This window comes from Desulfovibrio biadhensis, from assembly GCF_055388615.1.
Window position 1 is genome coordinate 1,587,212 of the sequence record NZ_AP042477.1, and the last position, 15,755, is coordinate 1,602,966.

12 protein-coding genes are annotated in these 15,755 nt (G+C 55.9%); all 12 read right to left on the reverse strand.

Annotated elements, in window-relative coordinates:
* The gene (locus tag ACZ5EH_RS06960; RefSeq protein WP_464277402.1) at positions 1–1,989 is read right to left on the reverse strand and encodes an alpha-1,4-glucan--maltose-1-phosphate maltosyltransferase; all 1,989 of its coding nucleotides are present in this window, start codon (positions 1,987–1,989) and stop codon (positions 1–3) included.
* 278 nt (positions 1,990–2,267) lie between these two features.
* Entirely contained in the window at positions 2,268–3,527 is a 1,260-nt protein-coding gene (locus ACZ5EH_RS06965) for a GGDEF domain-containing protein (protein WP_464277403.1), read from the reverse strand.
* A 269-nt stretch (positions 3,528–3,796) separates the two neighbouring features.
* A complete protein-coding gene (locus ACZ5EH_RS06970) occupies positions 3,797–4,915 on the reverse strand; it encodes an NAD(P)/FAD-dependent oxidoreductase (RefSeq protein WP_464277404.1) in 1,119 nt (372 codons plus the stop codon).
* Positions 4,915–5,730, reverse strand: a complete 816-nt coding sequence (locus ACZ5EH_RS06975) for a rhodanese-like domain-containing protein (protein WP_464277405.1) — start codon at positions 5,728–5,730, stop codon at positions 4,915–4,917. The genes ACZ5EH_RS06970 and ACZ5EH_RS06975 overlap by 1 nt, the downstream gene beginning before the upstream one ends.
* A 163-nt stretch (positions 5,731–5,893) precedes the next feature.
* Complete coding sequence (locus ACZ5EH_RS06980; protein ID WP_464277406.1) at positions 5,894–6,229, reverse strand: hypothetical protein; 336 nt, start codon at positions 6,227–6,229, stop codon at positions 5,894–5,896.
* Positions 6,230–6,281: 52 nt separating this feature from the next.
* Positions 6,282–8,261 (reverse strand): methyl-accepting chemotaxis protein, encoded by a 1,980-nt coding sequence (locus ACZ5EH_RS06985; protein ID WP_464277407.1) that lies wholly within the window; start codon positions 8,259–8,261, stop codon positions 6,282–6,284.
* Between the two features lie 323 nt (positions 8,262–8,584).
* Positions 8,585–9,928 carry an RsmB/NOP family class I SAM-dependent RNA methyltransferase gene (locus ACZ5EH_RS06990; RefSeq protein WP_464277408.1) on the reverse strand — a complete coding sequence of 448 codons (1,344 nt, stop codon included), beginning with the start codon at positions 9,926–9,928 and terminating at the stop codon, positions 8,585–8,587.
* A gap of 13 nt (positions 9,929–9,941) precedes the next feature.
* Positions 9,942–10,805, reverse strand: coding sequence for a DUF116 domain-containing protein (locus tag ACZ5EH_RS06995; RefSeq protein ID WP_464278273.1), 864 nt, complete (start codon positions 10,803–10,805; stop codon positions 9,942–9,944).
* A gap of 56 nt (positions 10,806–10,861) precedes the next feature.
* Complete coding sequence (gene fmt / locus ACZ5EH_RS07000; RefSeq protein ID WP_464277409.1) at positions 10,862–11,875, reverse strand: methionyl-tRNA formyltransferase; 1,014 nt, start codon at positions 11,873–11,875, stop codon at positions 10,862–10,864.
* Positions 11,845–12,360, reverse strand: coding sequence for a peptide deformylase (def, locus tag ACZ5EH_RS07005; RefSeq protein ID WP_464277410.1), 516 nt, complete (start codon positions 12,358–12,360; stop codon positions 11,845–11,847). The genes fmt and def overlap by 31 nt, the downstream gene beginning before the upstream one ends.
* Before the next feature lie 219 nt (positions 12,361–12,579).
* A complete protein-coding gene (gene aspS, locus ACZ5EH_RS07010; protein WP_464277411.1) occupies positions 12,580–14,427 on the reverse strand; it encodes an aspartate--tRNA ligase in 1,848 nt (615 codons plus the stop codon).
* Positions 14,428–14,432: 5 nt separating this feature from the next.
* Positions 14,433–15,695, reverse strand: coding sequence for a histidine--tRNA ligase (gene hisS / locus ACZ5EH_RS07015; protein ID WP_464277412.1), 1,263 nt, complete (start codon positions 15,693–15,695; stop codon positions 14,433–14,435).
* Positions 15,696–15,755 lie beyond the last annotated feature (60 nt).

The following is a 15,755-nucleotide window of genomic DNA, read 5'->3' on the forward strand; positions in this document are numbered from 1 at the left end:
CTATAAAAAGTAGTCGAAATCGGTTTCCCGGCGCAGGCGTTTCTTCAACTTAAAGATGCGCGCAGGCAGCACGGACGGGTCCAGCTCCAGATAATTGCGCTCCCCATGCCAGATGAAATGGTCGTCACCCAACAGATCGTGCACAAGAAAGGGGTGGTTCTCTTCCACGCCGAACTCGCGTTTGGGCATGTGCAGCCAGGTCCCCTGCTTGTTGTAGGGGTCCAGGTTCACAGCCACCAGAATGACATTGTCGAAGTCATCGTCATACTTGGCGTAGAACAGCACAAATTCGTTGTCCGCCTCGAGAAAGCGCAGGTTCCATGTGCTTTGCAGGGCGGGGTTGTCGTGCCGGATTTCATTCACAAGGGAGATGAAATCGCGCAAGTTATGCGGGGCATCCCAATTCCTGAGCGGGATTTCGTACTTTTCCGAATCCTTGTATTCCTCCTTTCCCTCAAGGGCTGCGCTCTCGCACAGCTCGAAGGCCGGGCCGTAAATGCCGTAGTTTGAGGAAAGCGTGGCCGCCAGCACCAACCGTTGCATAAAGCCTGCGCGTCCCCCGTATTGAAGGAATTCAGGCAAAATGTCTGGCGTGTTGGGCCAGAAATTGGGGCGAAAATAGTCCCGTGGCGCGTCCTTAACCAGTTCGTTCATGTACTGGGTTATCTCGGCCTTGGTATTGCGCCAGGTGAAGTAGGTGTAGGACTGGGAAAAACCCACCTTGGCCAGCCGGTACATCACCTTGGGGCGGGTGAACGCCTCGGCCAGAAAGATCGTTTCTGGATATTGCTCCCGTACCTTTGGGATGCACCACTCCCAGAATGGAAGCGGCTTGGTATGGGGGTTGTCCACCCGGAAAACCTTGACGCCGCGTTCGCGCCAGAACAGGAAAATACTTAACAGCTCATCCCACAGTGCTTCCCAATCATCCGTCTCGAAATCAAATGGGTACACGTCCTGGTATTTTTTGGGCGGATTTTCGGCGTATTGTATGCTGCCGTCCGATCGCTGCTTGAACCACTCCGGGTGCTCCTGAACATAGGGGTGGTCCGGGGCGCATTGAAAAGCGATGTCCAAGGCGAGAGCAATGCCCATATTGTCTGCAAGCAAGCGCAAACGCTCAAATTCTTCAAAACCTCCAAGCTGCGGATGGATCGCCTTGTGCCCGCCAGCTGCACCTCCGATAGCCCATGGGCTGCCAGGGTCGTCCGGTTCACAGGTGGCCGCATTGTTCTTGCCCTTGCGGTTGGTCTCCCCAATGGGGTGGATAGGGGGGAGGTACAGCACGTCAAACCCCATGCGCTTGATTTCCGGCAAGAGTTTGCGCACATCTTCAAAGGTGCCGTGCCTGTCTTCGCCCCGCATGGCCGCAGCAGCGCGTGGAAAAACCTCATACCATGAACTGAACAGGGCAAGGTGGGGGTCCACCTGGATCTCCAGCGTTTTTGGGTAGGTGCTGGCAAGGGAGCGATCTCCCCACAAATGCATCAGTTCTTCCAGCTCCGGCTGCATGGCAGCCTCAAAGGCCGCGTCCTGACCACCTGCGGTGAGCTTTGCCGCGGTATCCGACAAAAGCGCCTTGTCGGCTGCAGCTTCGGCCCGCTGCGCTGCATCACGCAACATGGGGGCGCCATCCGCAAGCTCTACAAGGATATTTTGCCCGGCCTCGAATTTCTTCTCCAGGCCATGACGCCAGGTGGCAAAATGGTCTATCCAGGAGCGGGCCGTAAATTCATGATCCGCCATCTCTGTTATGACAAAGGATGCCTGCCAAACGTCATTGCCTTGCGGCTGCATGGGCACCCGTCTGAAATCGGATTCACCTTTTTTGCGCCAGCATAGTTCAACGGCAATGGCATCGTGACCATCGCTGAAAGCATGGGCGATTACGTTTACTTTCTCTCCCAAGGCGCGTTTAGCAGGGTATTCTGCATTGTCGACTTGTGGCTTAAGCATTTCGATGATGACGCGCTTTCTTCCGTCGTTCATGATCGATCGAGCCCCTTTATGTAATGCATTGTTGTTAAAATGAAATGTAACTGATAACAAAAAACATAGATACTGAAGATTCAATTCTGCATATAGCACAGCACCATGAATTAATTCAAGTGCGCACAAATGTAAGAAAAGAGAATGGGTAATTACGTCTTGCAGAGTGCGGATATTATTGAAACAGAGGTAAGGTGCTGATATTGCGATCGGATCATGCCGGGGCGGCGTGCCGCATCAAGATTGTGGCACCACCTGTTTGATAAAACGGGGATTTTTCAGGCAGAAGCCAGAGCTTGATCCTGATCGTTGGGCGTGTCGCTTTCTTCCGCCTCGTGAAGATGCACCCTGTCACCTACTTTTTGCTTTGCCCGGACAAGGGCGATGTCGGCGTAATGGAGCAAATCTACAGGCGCGTTTGTTGCCGAACCCATTGTCACCACGCCTATGCTCAGTGAAAGGGGGATTTGGAAGGGGGACTGGCTTCCATTGTCGCCCACCATCAAGGGGCGCGAAACCAAGATTTTGCAAAGCTTGCGTGCAACGGCCAAGGCGTCCATGCCCTCCGTACCTGGGAGCAGCACCCCGAATTCCTCGCCGCCAAGGCGCCCTACAATATCTGTGCTGCGCAGCTGATTAACGAAGCGGGTTGTAAGCGCCTGCAAGGTCTTGTCGCCCGTTTCATGGCCGTATTTGTCATTAATGCGGTGAAAGTGGTCCACATCGATGAGAAGCACGGTCGCAGGCAGGCCATAGCGTCTGAACCGCGCCAGTTCCTCCTGGCAGGAAAGCAGAAATTGCCTTCTGTTGTATATTCCGGTGAGATCGTCAGTCGTGGCCAGCAGTTGCAGTTGTGCCTGGGCCTTTCTGCGTTCAGCCGTTTCCCTGCGCAGTCTGCGTTTGAGGAGTCTTTCTTCGCGTTGTGCATAGAAGTTATTGCGCTGGGTGATGTTTGCTCCTCGCAGATAATATCCGCCGAAAACGTTGACCATGATGAAAAACATGGCGGTGGTGTAGACCTGCGGCAATGGAAGCGGGGTAAGCGTGCCCAGAGCCATGACGAAAACGCTTGATCCGAGGCTAGCGCCGGCAAGCACTGGCAAAAGCCGTATGGGCAGGAAGATGTAAAAAGCCAGAATTAACAGCAGGGTGAACAGCATACGGTTGGGGTCGGGGCTGGCCTGGGCGGCGTCGATTGTGGTCACACAGGCCACGGCTTCCACAGTGCATAAAGAAAGAATATAGAGCCCGACTCCCCAGGGGAGCATTTGCATGAATCGCCGCGGGAAGGTGAGGAGCACGCACAACCACCCCAATATGAAGCAGGCAATGCGCAAAGGAAGCAGAATGGGCAACGTATCAGGTACACCGCCTGCCGTCAGGGTGAGATAATCACCACCAGCGATGGCAAGATACAGCAATGCACTGACGCCGCAGACCAGGCGCGTTCGCATGGCCTGTTGCCGCCAGCAGGTGAGCCGGTAGCGTCGCTCATGTGCTTTGGCAGAGAATTCACCTTGCCAGGTGAAAGCTGTCACCGGTGCCCCCTTTTTTACCTCTTCTCCCCCGAATGAAGTGCAGTACTCATAGTAACGACAAAAAGGGGCGGATGACAAGGCGACAAGCTGCATGTCGCTTGTGTCATAAATAGCATAACGCTGCTTGTATACGGGATCTACAAAGTGAATGCGCGTTTGTAAGTGTTTCGGGTTATGGACGATCCGCAGAAGGCTTGGGTCTTTTCGGGTGTGGCGGGAGCAACACCGGGCCCTGCAGAAAACGCAGAGCCCGGTAAGCTAACGTATCGTTATTGAGGTTGAAATTCCCGAATGAATTTGCGGTCGATCCAATCTTTGAGAAAGAAGGCGAGCTTGCCGTCAAAGGCGATGCCGCTTTTGTGCAGCACGCCCTTGCGTTCCCCAACGTTGAAGATCAGCAGGTAGGAGCCCCCTGGTTCAAAGGGTTGCAGTTCGTTTCCCTCAAGCTGGGCTTGCAGGTTGTGCAGCAATATGGGGTTCTCGCGTACGGCGTAGACGCCTACTTTATCCAGAGGTTGCGGGTCGTACCAGATGCAGTCGCCCCCGCCGAATATCTCGGGGTGGTCAACGCACTGCAGGAAGCGGTTAACACGCAGCCCGCCGTCTTTGCCCGTGGGGAGTCCCGAGTCGGCAAACACATTGGATGGGTGCACGCCCAGGGCCATGAAGATGATGTCCTGCTCATAGCTTTGCCCATTTTGCAGGGTCACGCTCCCTGTCCTGACTTCTTTGACGTAGTTGCCTTGGTCGCCGGCAAATATTTCGATACCGCGATTTTTCATGCTTTTTTTGGCCAGGCGTTGCACTTTTTCCGGCATGCGTTTGAGAAAGCCGCTTCCGGCAAAGACCTGCACCTTACAGCCGTGGCGCCCTTGTTCGCGGCCGGCGGCATAGGCGTTGCCGGCAACTTCCAAGGCGGCGGCGCCCCCCCCGCATACACCCACGCGAACAGTTCGCTGCGCGGCAAGGTCCAGGATACGCTGCCTTGCTGCCAGCAGGTTCTCAATGGGCTTTACGGTAAAAACGTCCTGAGCTCCCTGGTCATGCAGCACCTGGCTCGGGACATAGCTCCCCAGGTTGCAGCTCAGCACATCGTAGGGAATCTCCCCGCCTGCTTCGGTGGTGACGATGCGCTTTTCAGGATCAATGCGGGCGACCTTGCCCTGCACATATTCGCCGCCGCGGTCTTCTATCATTTCCTTGACCGGGAAGCTGATGTCCTCCGGGCGGTAGTCGCCGCCGAGCATGCCGGGCCCCATGCCGGAGTAATAATGGCGGGGGCCGGGACCGATGCCGATGACGGTGTGTCCTTTCGCTATAATCTCAGGCAAGTGCGCCATGACTGCCATGTGCGCGTGGCCTGCGCCTGCGAGTACGAGTCTGCCCATCAGTTGCCTCCGTGCATGCTGTCCATAAGTTTGGCCAGACGTTGCAGGTGGTTCTTTTCTTCACCGGCCATGTGCTTCAGGAATGTGGCGACATCACCCTCTGCGCGCTCTGCGGCGCGGGAATAGAGGTCAAGGGCCTGTCCTTCAATGGCCATGGCGAATTCAATAATGTCGGTGGGATTTTCCATATCAACGCCGAGACGCTGCATGTACTGGTCTGTGGACATGCCCCCTTCGGGAACGTCGGGGGGGGAGTCAGGGGTTTTCTTGCCGGTTGCCTGCTCCAGGCGCTGGGCGATCTGCTCTTTGTGCTTAACCTCTATGTCAGCGAGTTTCTTAAAAATATCGGCGGCATCATCATTTTGCACACGGCCAGCCATATTGCCATAGAACTCCTCGAGCGCGGCTTCCATGCCGTAGGCAGTGCTCAATACTTCTTCCAGGGAGCCAAGGTCCTTGAAGTATTCAAGCCCTTGCTCATAGTCGCCAAAGCCGGTCCAGCCGTTCCAGGCCTTGATGCCGCCCTTCAGGTTCAGCACCTTGTCAAAGCCCTTGCCGGCAAGTGTCTGGGAGACGATGCGGCTGCGTCCGCCAATGGCGCAGTAGACCAGTACGGGTTTTTCGGCGTCCAGTTCTTGCAGCCTGTCGCCTACATCGGCCATGGGGATGAGGGTTGCGCCTGATATATGCCCGTCGCGATACTCGCCGGGCTGGCGCACATCAAGTATTTGCAGTTGCGGATCATTGGCGATCTGCTCGCGGGCCTCATCAGCGGTAACGGATTCTACGGGTGTAAGAAACTGCTTCCAGCGCATATACATTCTCCGGATGCGTAGTGGTTGATATCACCCCCGGAAAATCATTCTCCGGGGAAAACACATATTTCTTTATACGCAAATGCGGGAGGAATGCAAAAGGGAATCGCTAAAAATAAGGGGGGGAATGAAATAAGGTCCGTAATATCAGAGTAAAAAGTGCTTATTCAAGCTCGAAAAGGGCCTGCCAGTCCAAGGGGCGCGAGCTTTCCTCGTTTTTACGGTGCAGATACTCCCACCCTGCGTCAGGGATCAGGGACAGGGGCACACGGTTGACGTACTGCTTGCAATCGTCACCGGAACATTTGCAGCTCCAGCCGCAAATATCACATGTGCACCCGCCGGTCTTGATCAGTTCTTTAACGGCGCCGGCGTTGTCGCAGCATCGGTCACAGAGCAAAAGCTTCATTTCCGAAAGCTTGGCCATTTGCGGTGGTACAAGAGGGGATTTGTTGGAGGGCATGGATAAAAAGCTAAGGGCAAGGGGCAAAAGGGTCAAGTGCGCCCTTGACCCCCTGCCGGTGTGTAATTTTGTCTGATACCCCCAGGCGTCATGCGTCTTGCTGCGCCATGTCCAGCTCCCGGATCAGTTCCTGCAACTCACTGGCCAGGGCGGCCACATTCTGGATGGCTTCGGAGGAATTGGTAATGCCATCAGTGGTTTCGGCTGATATGCGATTGATTTCTTCCGTTGCGGAGCTGATTTCATCGCTGGCCGCGGACTGTTCTTCCGAGGCAGTTGCTATGGAGCGCACCTGATCTGCCGTGTCGAGAATCGTGTCTGCGATTTCCCGTAGCGAGTCGCCCGCAGCGCTGGTTAAGGAGGCGTTGTTCTCCACTGCGTTCGTGACACTGTCCATGGCCGCCATATTGGCCCTGGTGCTGTTTTGGATGGTGGTGATGGCCTGGTGTACTTCCTGTGTTGCCTGCATGGTTTTTTCCGCCAGTTTGCGTACTTCGTCGGCAACAACGGCAAAGCCGCGTCCCGCCTCCCCGGCGCGGGCTGCTTCTATGGCGGCGTTCAGCGCCAGCAGGTTGGTCTGGTCGGCAATGTCGGTGATCACGCCCATGATGTTGCCGATGCTTTCCGCCTGAGAGCCAAGTTCAGACAGACTTTTCTGCAGGCCCAGCGCCTGCTCTGAAACCACGTTTGATGCTGCCATGGCTTCTTCGACCGTTCTGGTGCCCTTATTGGCCAGATCCTTGGCCTTGTCGGCGCCTGTCGCGGCAAATGAAGCGCTCTGAGCAACCTCCATCACGGTTGCGTTCATTTCTTCCATGGCAGTGGCTGTTTCACTGACACGTTGCTGCTGATACTGCGCGCCACTTGTGATTTGCGAGGCCTGGGCTGAAAGCTGTTCGGCGGAAGTTGCGAGATTATCTGATATCTGGGCGGCCTTGCTTGCTACGCCACTCATTTTGTCCAGCAAACCGGCTACGCGTTTTTTGTCTTCGTTTGCCTGTATCGTGGCTTGTTGTGCCTGCTCCGCCTGTTCGCTCGCTTCGCGAGTTTTTGTTTCGGCATGTTCCAGACTGGTTTTGATACTTTGCACCATCTCCACGATATCCAGGCGCAATTCCTCAAGTTCGCCGGACAGAGAGACATTTGAACATGCGTCATAATTACCTTTTGCGACTTCTTTGGAGCAGTCGCCCAACGTTGTTACACTGTGGGTTATGGACCTGATGGTCACCACGATACCGATGACGAGCAATAATGCCGCCGCTAACTCTATGACGAGCATGATTCTTTCCATGCGGGCAGCATTTTTTTCTGTCTTGAGCAGGATGGTCTCTACTATCTCATCCAAAAGCGGTTCAAGCTTGTTGATCGCAGCAGTGAACTCCTGGTTCTTTAGCTCAATTTCCAATGATTTGTTGACGTAACTTGTAAAGGCGGTTGCATAGTTGACCAGTAAGGTTTGTATTTCATCTTTTTGAGTTGAAGACAGCTCTTCTGAAGCTGTAACTTTTGCCTGCATTGATTGCATGTCGGCGTTGAACTTGTCCAAATATGAAATGTCTCCACGCATAATGAAGTCTTTTTCACGACGTCTGAGCATGAGCATGTCGGTCATGAGCGTGTCGTTGTCCAGCTTCTTTATGACACTCTCCACATTGTGGATTTGGGTGCGAAGTTCTCCTTCCAAACCTTGCTCAGGGGAAAGGCCAAGTGTCTGCATGGTATTTACAACATCAAAAAAATTGTTTCTGTAGTCTTCCAGAATGGTAAGACTGTCTTTTACGATGGCAGTAAACTCAGGATCCAGTTCCGTCAATCTGAGCAGGTGCTCTTTTGTTTTCTCTATGTAGTCTTTTACCAGTTCTACGTGCTCCATATTGCGCGTTGTAAGAAAATTTTTTTCTTCCTTACGTGCTTTGAGCAAGGAGGTTTCAGACATGAATCCTTCAGCTTCCGCCTTGAAGGCTTTGGCAAACTGCTGCGAGCCCCAATATCCCATTGCCTGAACGGCCATGAGCGATAAAAGGGCGATGGCCCCAAGGAGGTATAATTTCTTTTTCAGAGTCATGCCAAACTCCTATAGTGTGATCTGCTGTGTACTGTATGATATCTGCCTTAAAAAAGCCTTGATGAATGGTTGTCCATACTTCACAAGGCAGATCATAAAATACATAAAAAACGTTTTGTGTAAATATCTCTGGGATTATAATCTTGAAGGGGAATATTTGTTCGCTCTCAGGGGACGGTAATTCTAGCAGAATGTTTTTTGGAGAGGGTGTTGAGAACTAAGTATCGAATGGCAGGAAATGCATGCGGCTATAAACAGGGCGCACGAAAAAAAGAATGCAAGGAAAACAGAAGGACAGGAAAAAGGAAGTGTTGCTTTAACGCTTACAACGTGAATGTTGCGCCGAAAAAGAACTCGTACAATGGGCTGTCACTTTGTGTGCACCATTCATGTTCCAAGCGCAAGGAGGGGTGCTGCTCGGTGAGCGCCGCTATTTGCTGTTCATTTTCTTTGGGGTGCAGGGTGCAGGTAACGTAGACCAGACGCCCCCCGGTTGGGAGAAGGGAAACAGCAGCATTCAGAATCTGCGACTGCAACGCGTCGAGCTTGGCCACATCCTGTGGCGTGCGCCGCCACTTGGCGTCAGGCCTGCGGGAAAGCACCCCCAGACCGCTGCAGGGCGCATCTATCAGAATGGTCTTGGGACGAGTAAGCGAAAGGGCGCTCCCAGGCTCCCCACCAACAGGAGGGCGGCTTGCATCAGCCAGAAAAAGCGGAATGTGTGGCAGACCCAGACGTTTGAGTTGCCGCGCAAGACCCCGCAAGCGCCCCTTGTCCGGATCGGACGCCCAGACGTCGAAGTCGTTGCCATGTTCTTCCAGAATGGCGCAGGTTTTGCCCCCGTGGCCGCAACAGGCGTCCCAGAGAGGTGCTTCCCATTCCTGCAGGCCAAGGGCCTGTAAAGCCTGCAGCGAGGCAAGGCTCTGACGCGAAAGCGCGCCATCCTTTTCCTGCGCAGCCAGATCAGGCAGCGCAGCGCTGTCAGAAAGCGCGTAGCCTGGCGGGCTGGATACAAGCACTTTTTCCGCCGCTGCCATGTGGGCAGTCATGGAGGCATACCCGGAGTGTGTTTTGTTCAGCCGAATGCCAACGGGGGGGGCGCTGGCCTGCGCCAGTAAATAGTGCAAAGCGGTTTCAGCGCCGTAGGAAGTGCGCCAAAGGTCAACTATCCATTCAGGGCAACTGTAATAGCGCGCCAGAAAGCGGGTTTCATTGTCGCCCTTTACGCGATGGAACTCCTGGGTACGCGCATCTGCGCCAATGGTTGCTATTTTGCGCAGCACAGCGTTTGTCAGCTTGCCAAGGCCAGGGCCAAAGCGCTTTTTGGCGGTTTGCACGCCCCAATCCACTGTGGCGTACGCCGGCACCCTGTCCAGTTCGGCCAGGGCATGGGCGCAGTGCCCCAATAATATACGTAAGCCAGGGGGCAGTTTGCCCGGCTTGCTCAGGTGCAAAGCCACGGTGTGGTCGTGCCGCGCCTTGAGCCGCAAATAACCGTATACAAGTTCGGTCGCCAGCCCCACATCACGTGCGGAGGTCTTGCTTTCCCGGATGGCGGCATCCAGGGCGTATTGAACAGGCGCGCCCTGCAAAAGCACAGACTCCAGACAGGCTTGCGCAAGAGAGCGGGCGTCGGGTTTTATTTTGGCAGGACGAGGGCGCGGCATGATGGTCCGCGTCTTACCTGGAGATGGCGGCGGCGTTTTTACGCCCCTTTTTGGACATGGCTGCGTTGGCGTCGGATAAATTCACGTCCTCCGGATCCAAAAAGAGGCGCAGCGCCTGTTCCAAGCGGTCGAGGTTGACCAGGGTGTCCAGGCAAGGTCCATGGGGGCGCTCGTTAAGAACACCAAAAACAGGGATAGGGTAGGTATCCTGAATACCACTGGCCAGGTCGCGTTCGCAGGCCACCGCCAGAATAATGCGGGGGCGCGTCTGCACCACAATGCGGCGGGCAATGGTGCCGCCGGTGGCAATGGCCAGGTGCACGCCGTATTTCTCGGAAAGCTCTATCAACCCTTTGATGGGGCACTTGCCACAGCGTTTGCAGTTCATGATGTCGTAGGTCAAACGCATGTCGCAGTGGCTGTTCTGCAGGCAATGGGGCATGAGCAGCAGCACTTGCTCGGCCTTGTAGCGCTTGGCTTCGCTGCGCACCATCTCGTTGTTTACCTTGATGAAAGAGTTGCGCACCATTTCTTTTGGGATGCCGGCAAGGCGCCCCAGCAAGGTCATGAGAGGTAGGAATAATTTGATGGTTAGCCCACGCAACCGCTTGGAAAAAAGGATAGGGCGCCCCAGAAGAATGTTCAGCACCAGGGCCGCGCAGGTCCAGACCACCAGCAGCACAAGGATGGAAAAAACAACACCGGCCACGGCTGGCGCCCAGGGGTTAATGTTCCGCAGGCCAACGTAAGGAATAACCCAGAGTAGCACCAAGCCAATGCAGACAAGCGCTGAAGTGGCCAGAATAAGGCCGATAAACAGGCGTTTGCGCGTGGTGTAGGGATTGGTGTCGCCCGGCGTAGGCGGAGCGGGCGCCATGCGCGAGTCGTGCGATGAGTGCAGGGTTCCCACGTGTGGTCCTTGTTTGGCTGTCGCTATTCCCGACTTTGACAGGCTGCGCGGTTCATATAGCCGTTATAAAAGGAGCGAGCGTCCATGGGTTTCTTGTTTTCCGGCGTCAATTGCGAAAGCAGGTAATACCTATCGGTGCACGCCAGCGCCAGGCCATGGTCACAAAGGTAGATGAGCTGCCCCGGCTCGGGAGTAACTCCCTCTATGGCGTCAATGGGTGGGCCTATTTCTCCAGGAGCAAGGCCGACCTTCATCGGCTCCCCTTCATGGGAGCCGTCTGGTGACGTTTCAGGCTGCCAGCGCATGAACGCCCCTGGCCAGGGATACATGGCGCGCACCCTGTTGTGTACCTCCAGCACGCCGGCCTCGCCAGTCACAAACCCTTCGTCTTTTTGCAGCTTGGCAGCGTAGCTGGCTTTGGCGTCATCCTGGAGGATGGGTTTCACGACGCCGGCTTCGAGGGCTTCCAGGGTTTCCACCAGGAGCTTGCCCCCCATGTCGGCCAGTTGGTCGTGCAGGGTTGCGGCGGAATCTTCCAGCCCTATGCCCAATGCGCGCTGAGAAAGCATGGGACCGGTGTCCAGCCCGGCTTCCATCTGCATGATGGTAATGCCGGTGGTCACGTCACCCGCCAGTATGGAGCGTTGGATAGGTGCGGCGCCCCTGTGCTTGGGCAGCAGGGAGGCGTGAACATTTACGCACCCAAGTCTGGGGATGTCCAACACCGCCTGGGGCAGAATCAGTCCGTAAGCGGCCACAACGGCCACATCGGGTTGCAGATCCGCCACAAGCGCCTGGTCTTCCGGCGACTTGAGCTTCTCAGGCTGAAACACGGGCAAACGCCTTGCCTGGGCAAGCTGTTTGACCTGCGAGGGTCTGAGCTTGCGGCCGCGCCCTGCCGGTCTGTCAGGCTGCGTGAAAACGCCCACGACCTCGCCCCCTTCCCAACGCATGAGCGTTTCCAGGATGGTGGCGGCAAAGGCCGGGGTGCCCATAAAGACGATTCTTAATCTTTTTCGCTGCGCTGCTTCTGCCATTTCTTGACTTTCTTGTCGTACATGGAGCGTTTGAGCCGGCTCATGTGATCCACAATGAGCTCGCCCTCGAGGTGGTCGATCTCGTGCTGCAGGCATATCGCCAAAAGCCCGTCGGCATCAATGACGCATTCCTTGCCCTCGAGGTCCTGGGCAGTAACCTGAACTTTTTCCGCACGCTTTACCAGGGTGCGGATGTTCGGGACGCTCAGGCAGCCTTCTTCGCTCTCGGTTTCGCCTTCTGCCGTGACAATGCGCGGGTTTACAAGATGCATCAACCCTGTGCGTTCTTCGGGCCCGGTGACGTCTATCACCACCAGGCGAACGAATTCGCCCACCTGGGGAGCTGCCAGCCCGATGCCGTTGGTCTCATACATGGTGTGGGCCATGTTTTCGGCCAATTCTTTCAGCTCCGGGGTGAACTCGCATATCTCACGGCTGCGGTCGCGCAGGCGCTTATCTGGATATTCCAGTATTTCCATTGTCATGAGGTACGAATCCTTCTTTGTCTTCAGCAGACTCTCCTCCACGAAGACAAGGTAATGCAAGGCGGTGTATTTGCAAATATGCCGCCCTTACAGCATGCGCCGCCTGGCTGTTGCAGCGACGCCGCCGTTATTGTTGCTCAAACCTGCAAGATGCTGCGCATCTTGTATTTTCAATAATAACCATTGCGAATGGAAATGCAAAGCCGGATCCGGCGCTTGCTATTTATCCTTGTCCTGCTCGGCCTGGGCTTCCTTTTTTACGTTTTCACGCAGGCGTATACCCAGTTCACGCAATTGCTCATTGGAAACAAAGTCCGGAGCTTCGGTCATCATGCAAGTGGCCTTTTGCGTCTTCGGGAAGGCGATTACGTCGCGGATGGATTCCGTACCCGTGAGGAACATGGTCAGACGATCCATGCCAAAGGCGATGCCGCCATGGGGCGGGGCGCCATATTCCAGTGCCTGCAACAGAAACTCGAACTTGTAGCGGGCTTCGCCCTCGCTGAGCCCAAGGGCCTCGAACATGCGCATCTGGTCTTCACGGGTATGGATACGGATGGAACCGCCGCCGATCTCGGTGCCGTTGAGCACCACGTCGTAGGCCCTTGCGCGGGCATCGGCAGGCTTTTCCTTGAGCAGGTCGAAGTGTCCCACCTGGGGTGAAGTGAAGGGGTGGTGCTTGGCCATCCAGCGTTTGGCATCCGGATCCCACTCAAAAAGCGGAAAGTCAGTGATCCAGAGAAAGTTGAAGGCGTCATGGTCGATAAGGCCGAAACGTTCGCCCAGTTTGAGGCGCAGGTTGCCAAGGGCGCTGTTGACCATTTCCGGCGCGCCGGCCTGAAAGAACACGATGTCGCCGACTTCGAGGCCGAGTTCCTTGGCCAGGCCGTCACGTTCTTCCTGGCTCAGGAATTTGGCAAAGGGCGACTGCCATTCGTTTTCCTTGACCTTGATCCAGGCCAGGCCCTGAGCACCGTATATTTTTACAAACTCGGTGTAATCGTCGATTTCCTTGCGGGTCAGTTCCCCACCGCCGGGCACACGCAGCCCTTTCACCAGCTCCGCCTTGGCGAAAACGCGGAATTCGGAGTTGCACACAACCTGGGTTACGTCCTTCAGGTGCAGTGCAAAACGCGTATCGGGACGGTCCACCCCGTATTTTTCCATGGCTTCGTCGTAGTGCATGCGCGGGAACGGCGTGGTGATTTCGCGCCCCAGAGCGTCCTTGAAGATTCTGGCCAGCAAGCCTTCTGCAACAGCCATGACCTGTTCTTCGTCCACAAAGCTCATTTCCATGTCGATCTGTGTGAACTCTGGCTGGCGATCGGCGCGCAGGTCTTCGTCACGGAAACAGCGGACCAGCTGGAAGTAGCGATCCAGGCCGGACACCATGAGCATTTGTTTGAAAAGCTGCGGCGATTGGGGCAAGGCGAAAAACTGCCCCAGGTTGACGCGGCTGGGCACCAGAAAGTCACGGGCGCCTTCAGGCGTGCTCTTGGTCAGAAAAGGTGTCTCGATTTCCAGAAAATCCTGCTCGCTCAGAAAGTTGCGCGCAGCCTGGGATGCCTTGTGCCGGATCTCCAGGTTCTTTGCCATGCGGGAACGCCGCAGGTCCAGGTAACGGTATTCGAGCCGCAGGTTTTCGCTCACGTCCACACGGTCTTCGATGTGGAAAGGCGGGGTTTTGGACGTGTTCAACAGCTTCCAGTCCGTGACAACCACCTCGATTTCGCCCGTGGGCAGTTTGGAATTGAGCATGCCTTCAGGCCGCGGGCGCACCCGGCCCTTGATGGCCAGCACATATTCGGTGCGCAGGATGTGGGCGCGCTCATGGGCGTCGCTGTCTTCCTCCGGGCTGAAAACAACCTGGGTAAGACCCTTGCGGTCACGCAGGTCGATGAAAATCAGGCCGCCGTGGTCGCGGCGAAACTGGACCCACCCCATGAGGCAGACCTCTGCGTCGTTGTCCTTGGCGCTCAGGTCGCAGCATGAATGTGTACGCACCCACCCGTGCAAAGAGTCGATGTGCTTCTGGTGTTCCTTCTGGATGTCTGGATGCTCAGCCATGGCGTTTATGCCTCGTGTTTCTTGATATGGTCGAAAATTGCCTGGGGATCGTCCAGGGGCAGGGCGGTCTGTTCGCCGCGTGTCATTTCCTTGATTTGTATCGTGCCGTCATCGAGCTCTGTCTGCCCCAAAATCAGGCAAAAAGGCGTACCGCTCTTGTCGGCCTGGCGCATCTGGCTTTTCATGCTTTTGGCGGCAAAGGACATCTCGCCGCGCAGCCCAAGGGTGCGCAAGGCAAAGGTCAATTTGGCCGCCGCGGGCATTGCCTGTTGGTCCAGCACTGCCAGGTAGAAGTCCAGCCGGGGCGTAGTGTCCAGGGGCACCAGGGGCATCAGCCGCTCCATGCCGATGGCGAAGCCTATGCCCGCCGTCTCGGGACCGCCCAATTCCTTGATGAGCCCGTCGTACCGGCCGCCCCCCGCCACAGAGGACTGGGCGCCGATATTTTCTGAAACAACCTCGAATGTGGTGCGGTTGTAGTAGTCGAGCCCGCGCACGAGCCTGGGATTCAGGGTATAGGGCATGGCGGCATCGTCCAAAAGCTCACGCACCGCGCTGAAATGGGCGCTGCACTCGGGGCAGTTGTGGTCGGCGATGATCGGGGCGTCCGCCACCAGCTCCTTGCATGCCGGCACCTTGCAGTCCAGCACACGCAAAGGGTTGGTGGAAACCCTGCGCCGGCAGTCCTCGCACAGCTTGCTCTGGTCCAGGCTTTCGAAAAAGGCGGTCAGCGCCTGATGATACTTTGGGCGGCATTCGCGACACCCCAGGGTGTTCAGCTCCACCCGCAGATTCTCAATGCCCAGTTCGCGGAAAAAGGTCATCAGCATCTGCACCACTTCCGCATCGGCGGCGGGCTCCTGCGGGCCAAGACATTCCGCATTAACCTGGTGGAATTGCCGGAGCCTTCCCTTTTGCGGGCGCTCGTACCGGAACATGGGGCCGATGGTAAAGAGCTTGCTTACCTGCTCCTGGGTATAGAGCTTGTTTTCGATGTAAGCGCGCATGACACCGGCGGTGGCTTCGGGGCGCAGTGTGAGCGAGCGCCCTTTGCGGTCCGGAAATGTATACATTTCCTTTTGCACCACGTCGGTTTCATCGCCGATGGAGCGGCAGAAGAGCTCGGTCTTTTCAAGCACGGGCGTGCGCAGTTCCTGATAACCGAACCGGGCAAAAACGCTTCTGGCCGTGGATTCCATACGTTGCAGCGCGGCGGCGTCGTCGCCGTACTGGTCCGCAAACCCTTTAATTTTTGTGTAAGAACTCATGATAGTTAAAACCATTTAAGAGGATTATGTCTTCCAGAGGCAACCTTTCCGCAGAAAGGT

Excerpts from the sequence above, each read along its gene's own strand:
- hisS (WP_464277412.1), bottom strand. The coding sequence starts at position 15,695 with ATGAGTTCTTACACAAAAATTAAAGGGTTTGCGGACCAGTACGGCGAC.
- ACZ5EH_RS06985 (WP_464277407.1), bottom strand. The coding sequence starts at position 8,261 with ATGACTCTGAAAAAGAAATTATACCTCCTTGGGGCCATCGCCCTTTTA.
- ACZ5EH_RS06975 (WP_464277405.1), bottom strand. The coding sequence starts at position 5,730 with ATGCGCTGGAAGCAGTTTCTTACACCCGTAGAATCCGTTACCGCTGAT.
- ACZ5EH_RS06995 (WP_464278273.1), bottom strand. The coding sequence starts at position 10,805 with ATGGCGCCCGCTCCGCCTACGCCGGGCGACACCAATCCCTACACCACG.
- ACZ5EH_RS06960 (WP_464277402.1), bottom strand. The coding sequence starts at position 1,989 with ATGAACGACGGAAGAAAGCGCGTCATCATCGAAATGCTTAAGCCACAA.
- ACZ5EH_RS06970 (WP_464277404.1), bottom strand. The coding sequence starts at position 4,915 with ATGGGCAGACTCGTACTCGCAGGCGCAGGCCACGCGCACATGGCAGTC.
- aspS (WP_464277411.1), bottom strand. The coding sequence starts at position 14,427 with ATGGCTGAGCATCCAGACATCCAGAAGGAACACCAGAAGCACATCGAC.
- ACZ5EH_RS06990 (WP_464277408.1), bottom strand. The coding sequence starts at position 9,928 with ATGCCGCGCCCTCGTCCTGCCAAAATAAAACCCGACGCCCGCTCTCTT.
- fmt (WP_464277409.1), bottom strand. The coding sequence starts at position 11,875 with ATGGCAGAAGCAGCGCAGCGAAAAAGATTAAGAATCGTCTTTATGGGC.
- def (WP_464277410.1), bottom strand. The coding sequence starts at position 12,360 with ATGACAATGGAAATACTGGAATATCCAGATAAGCGCCTGCGCGACCGC.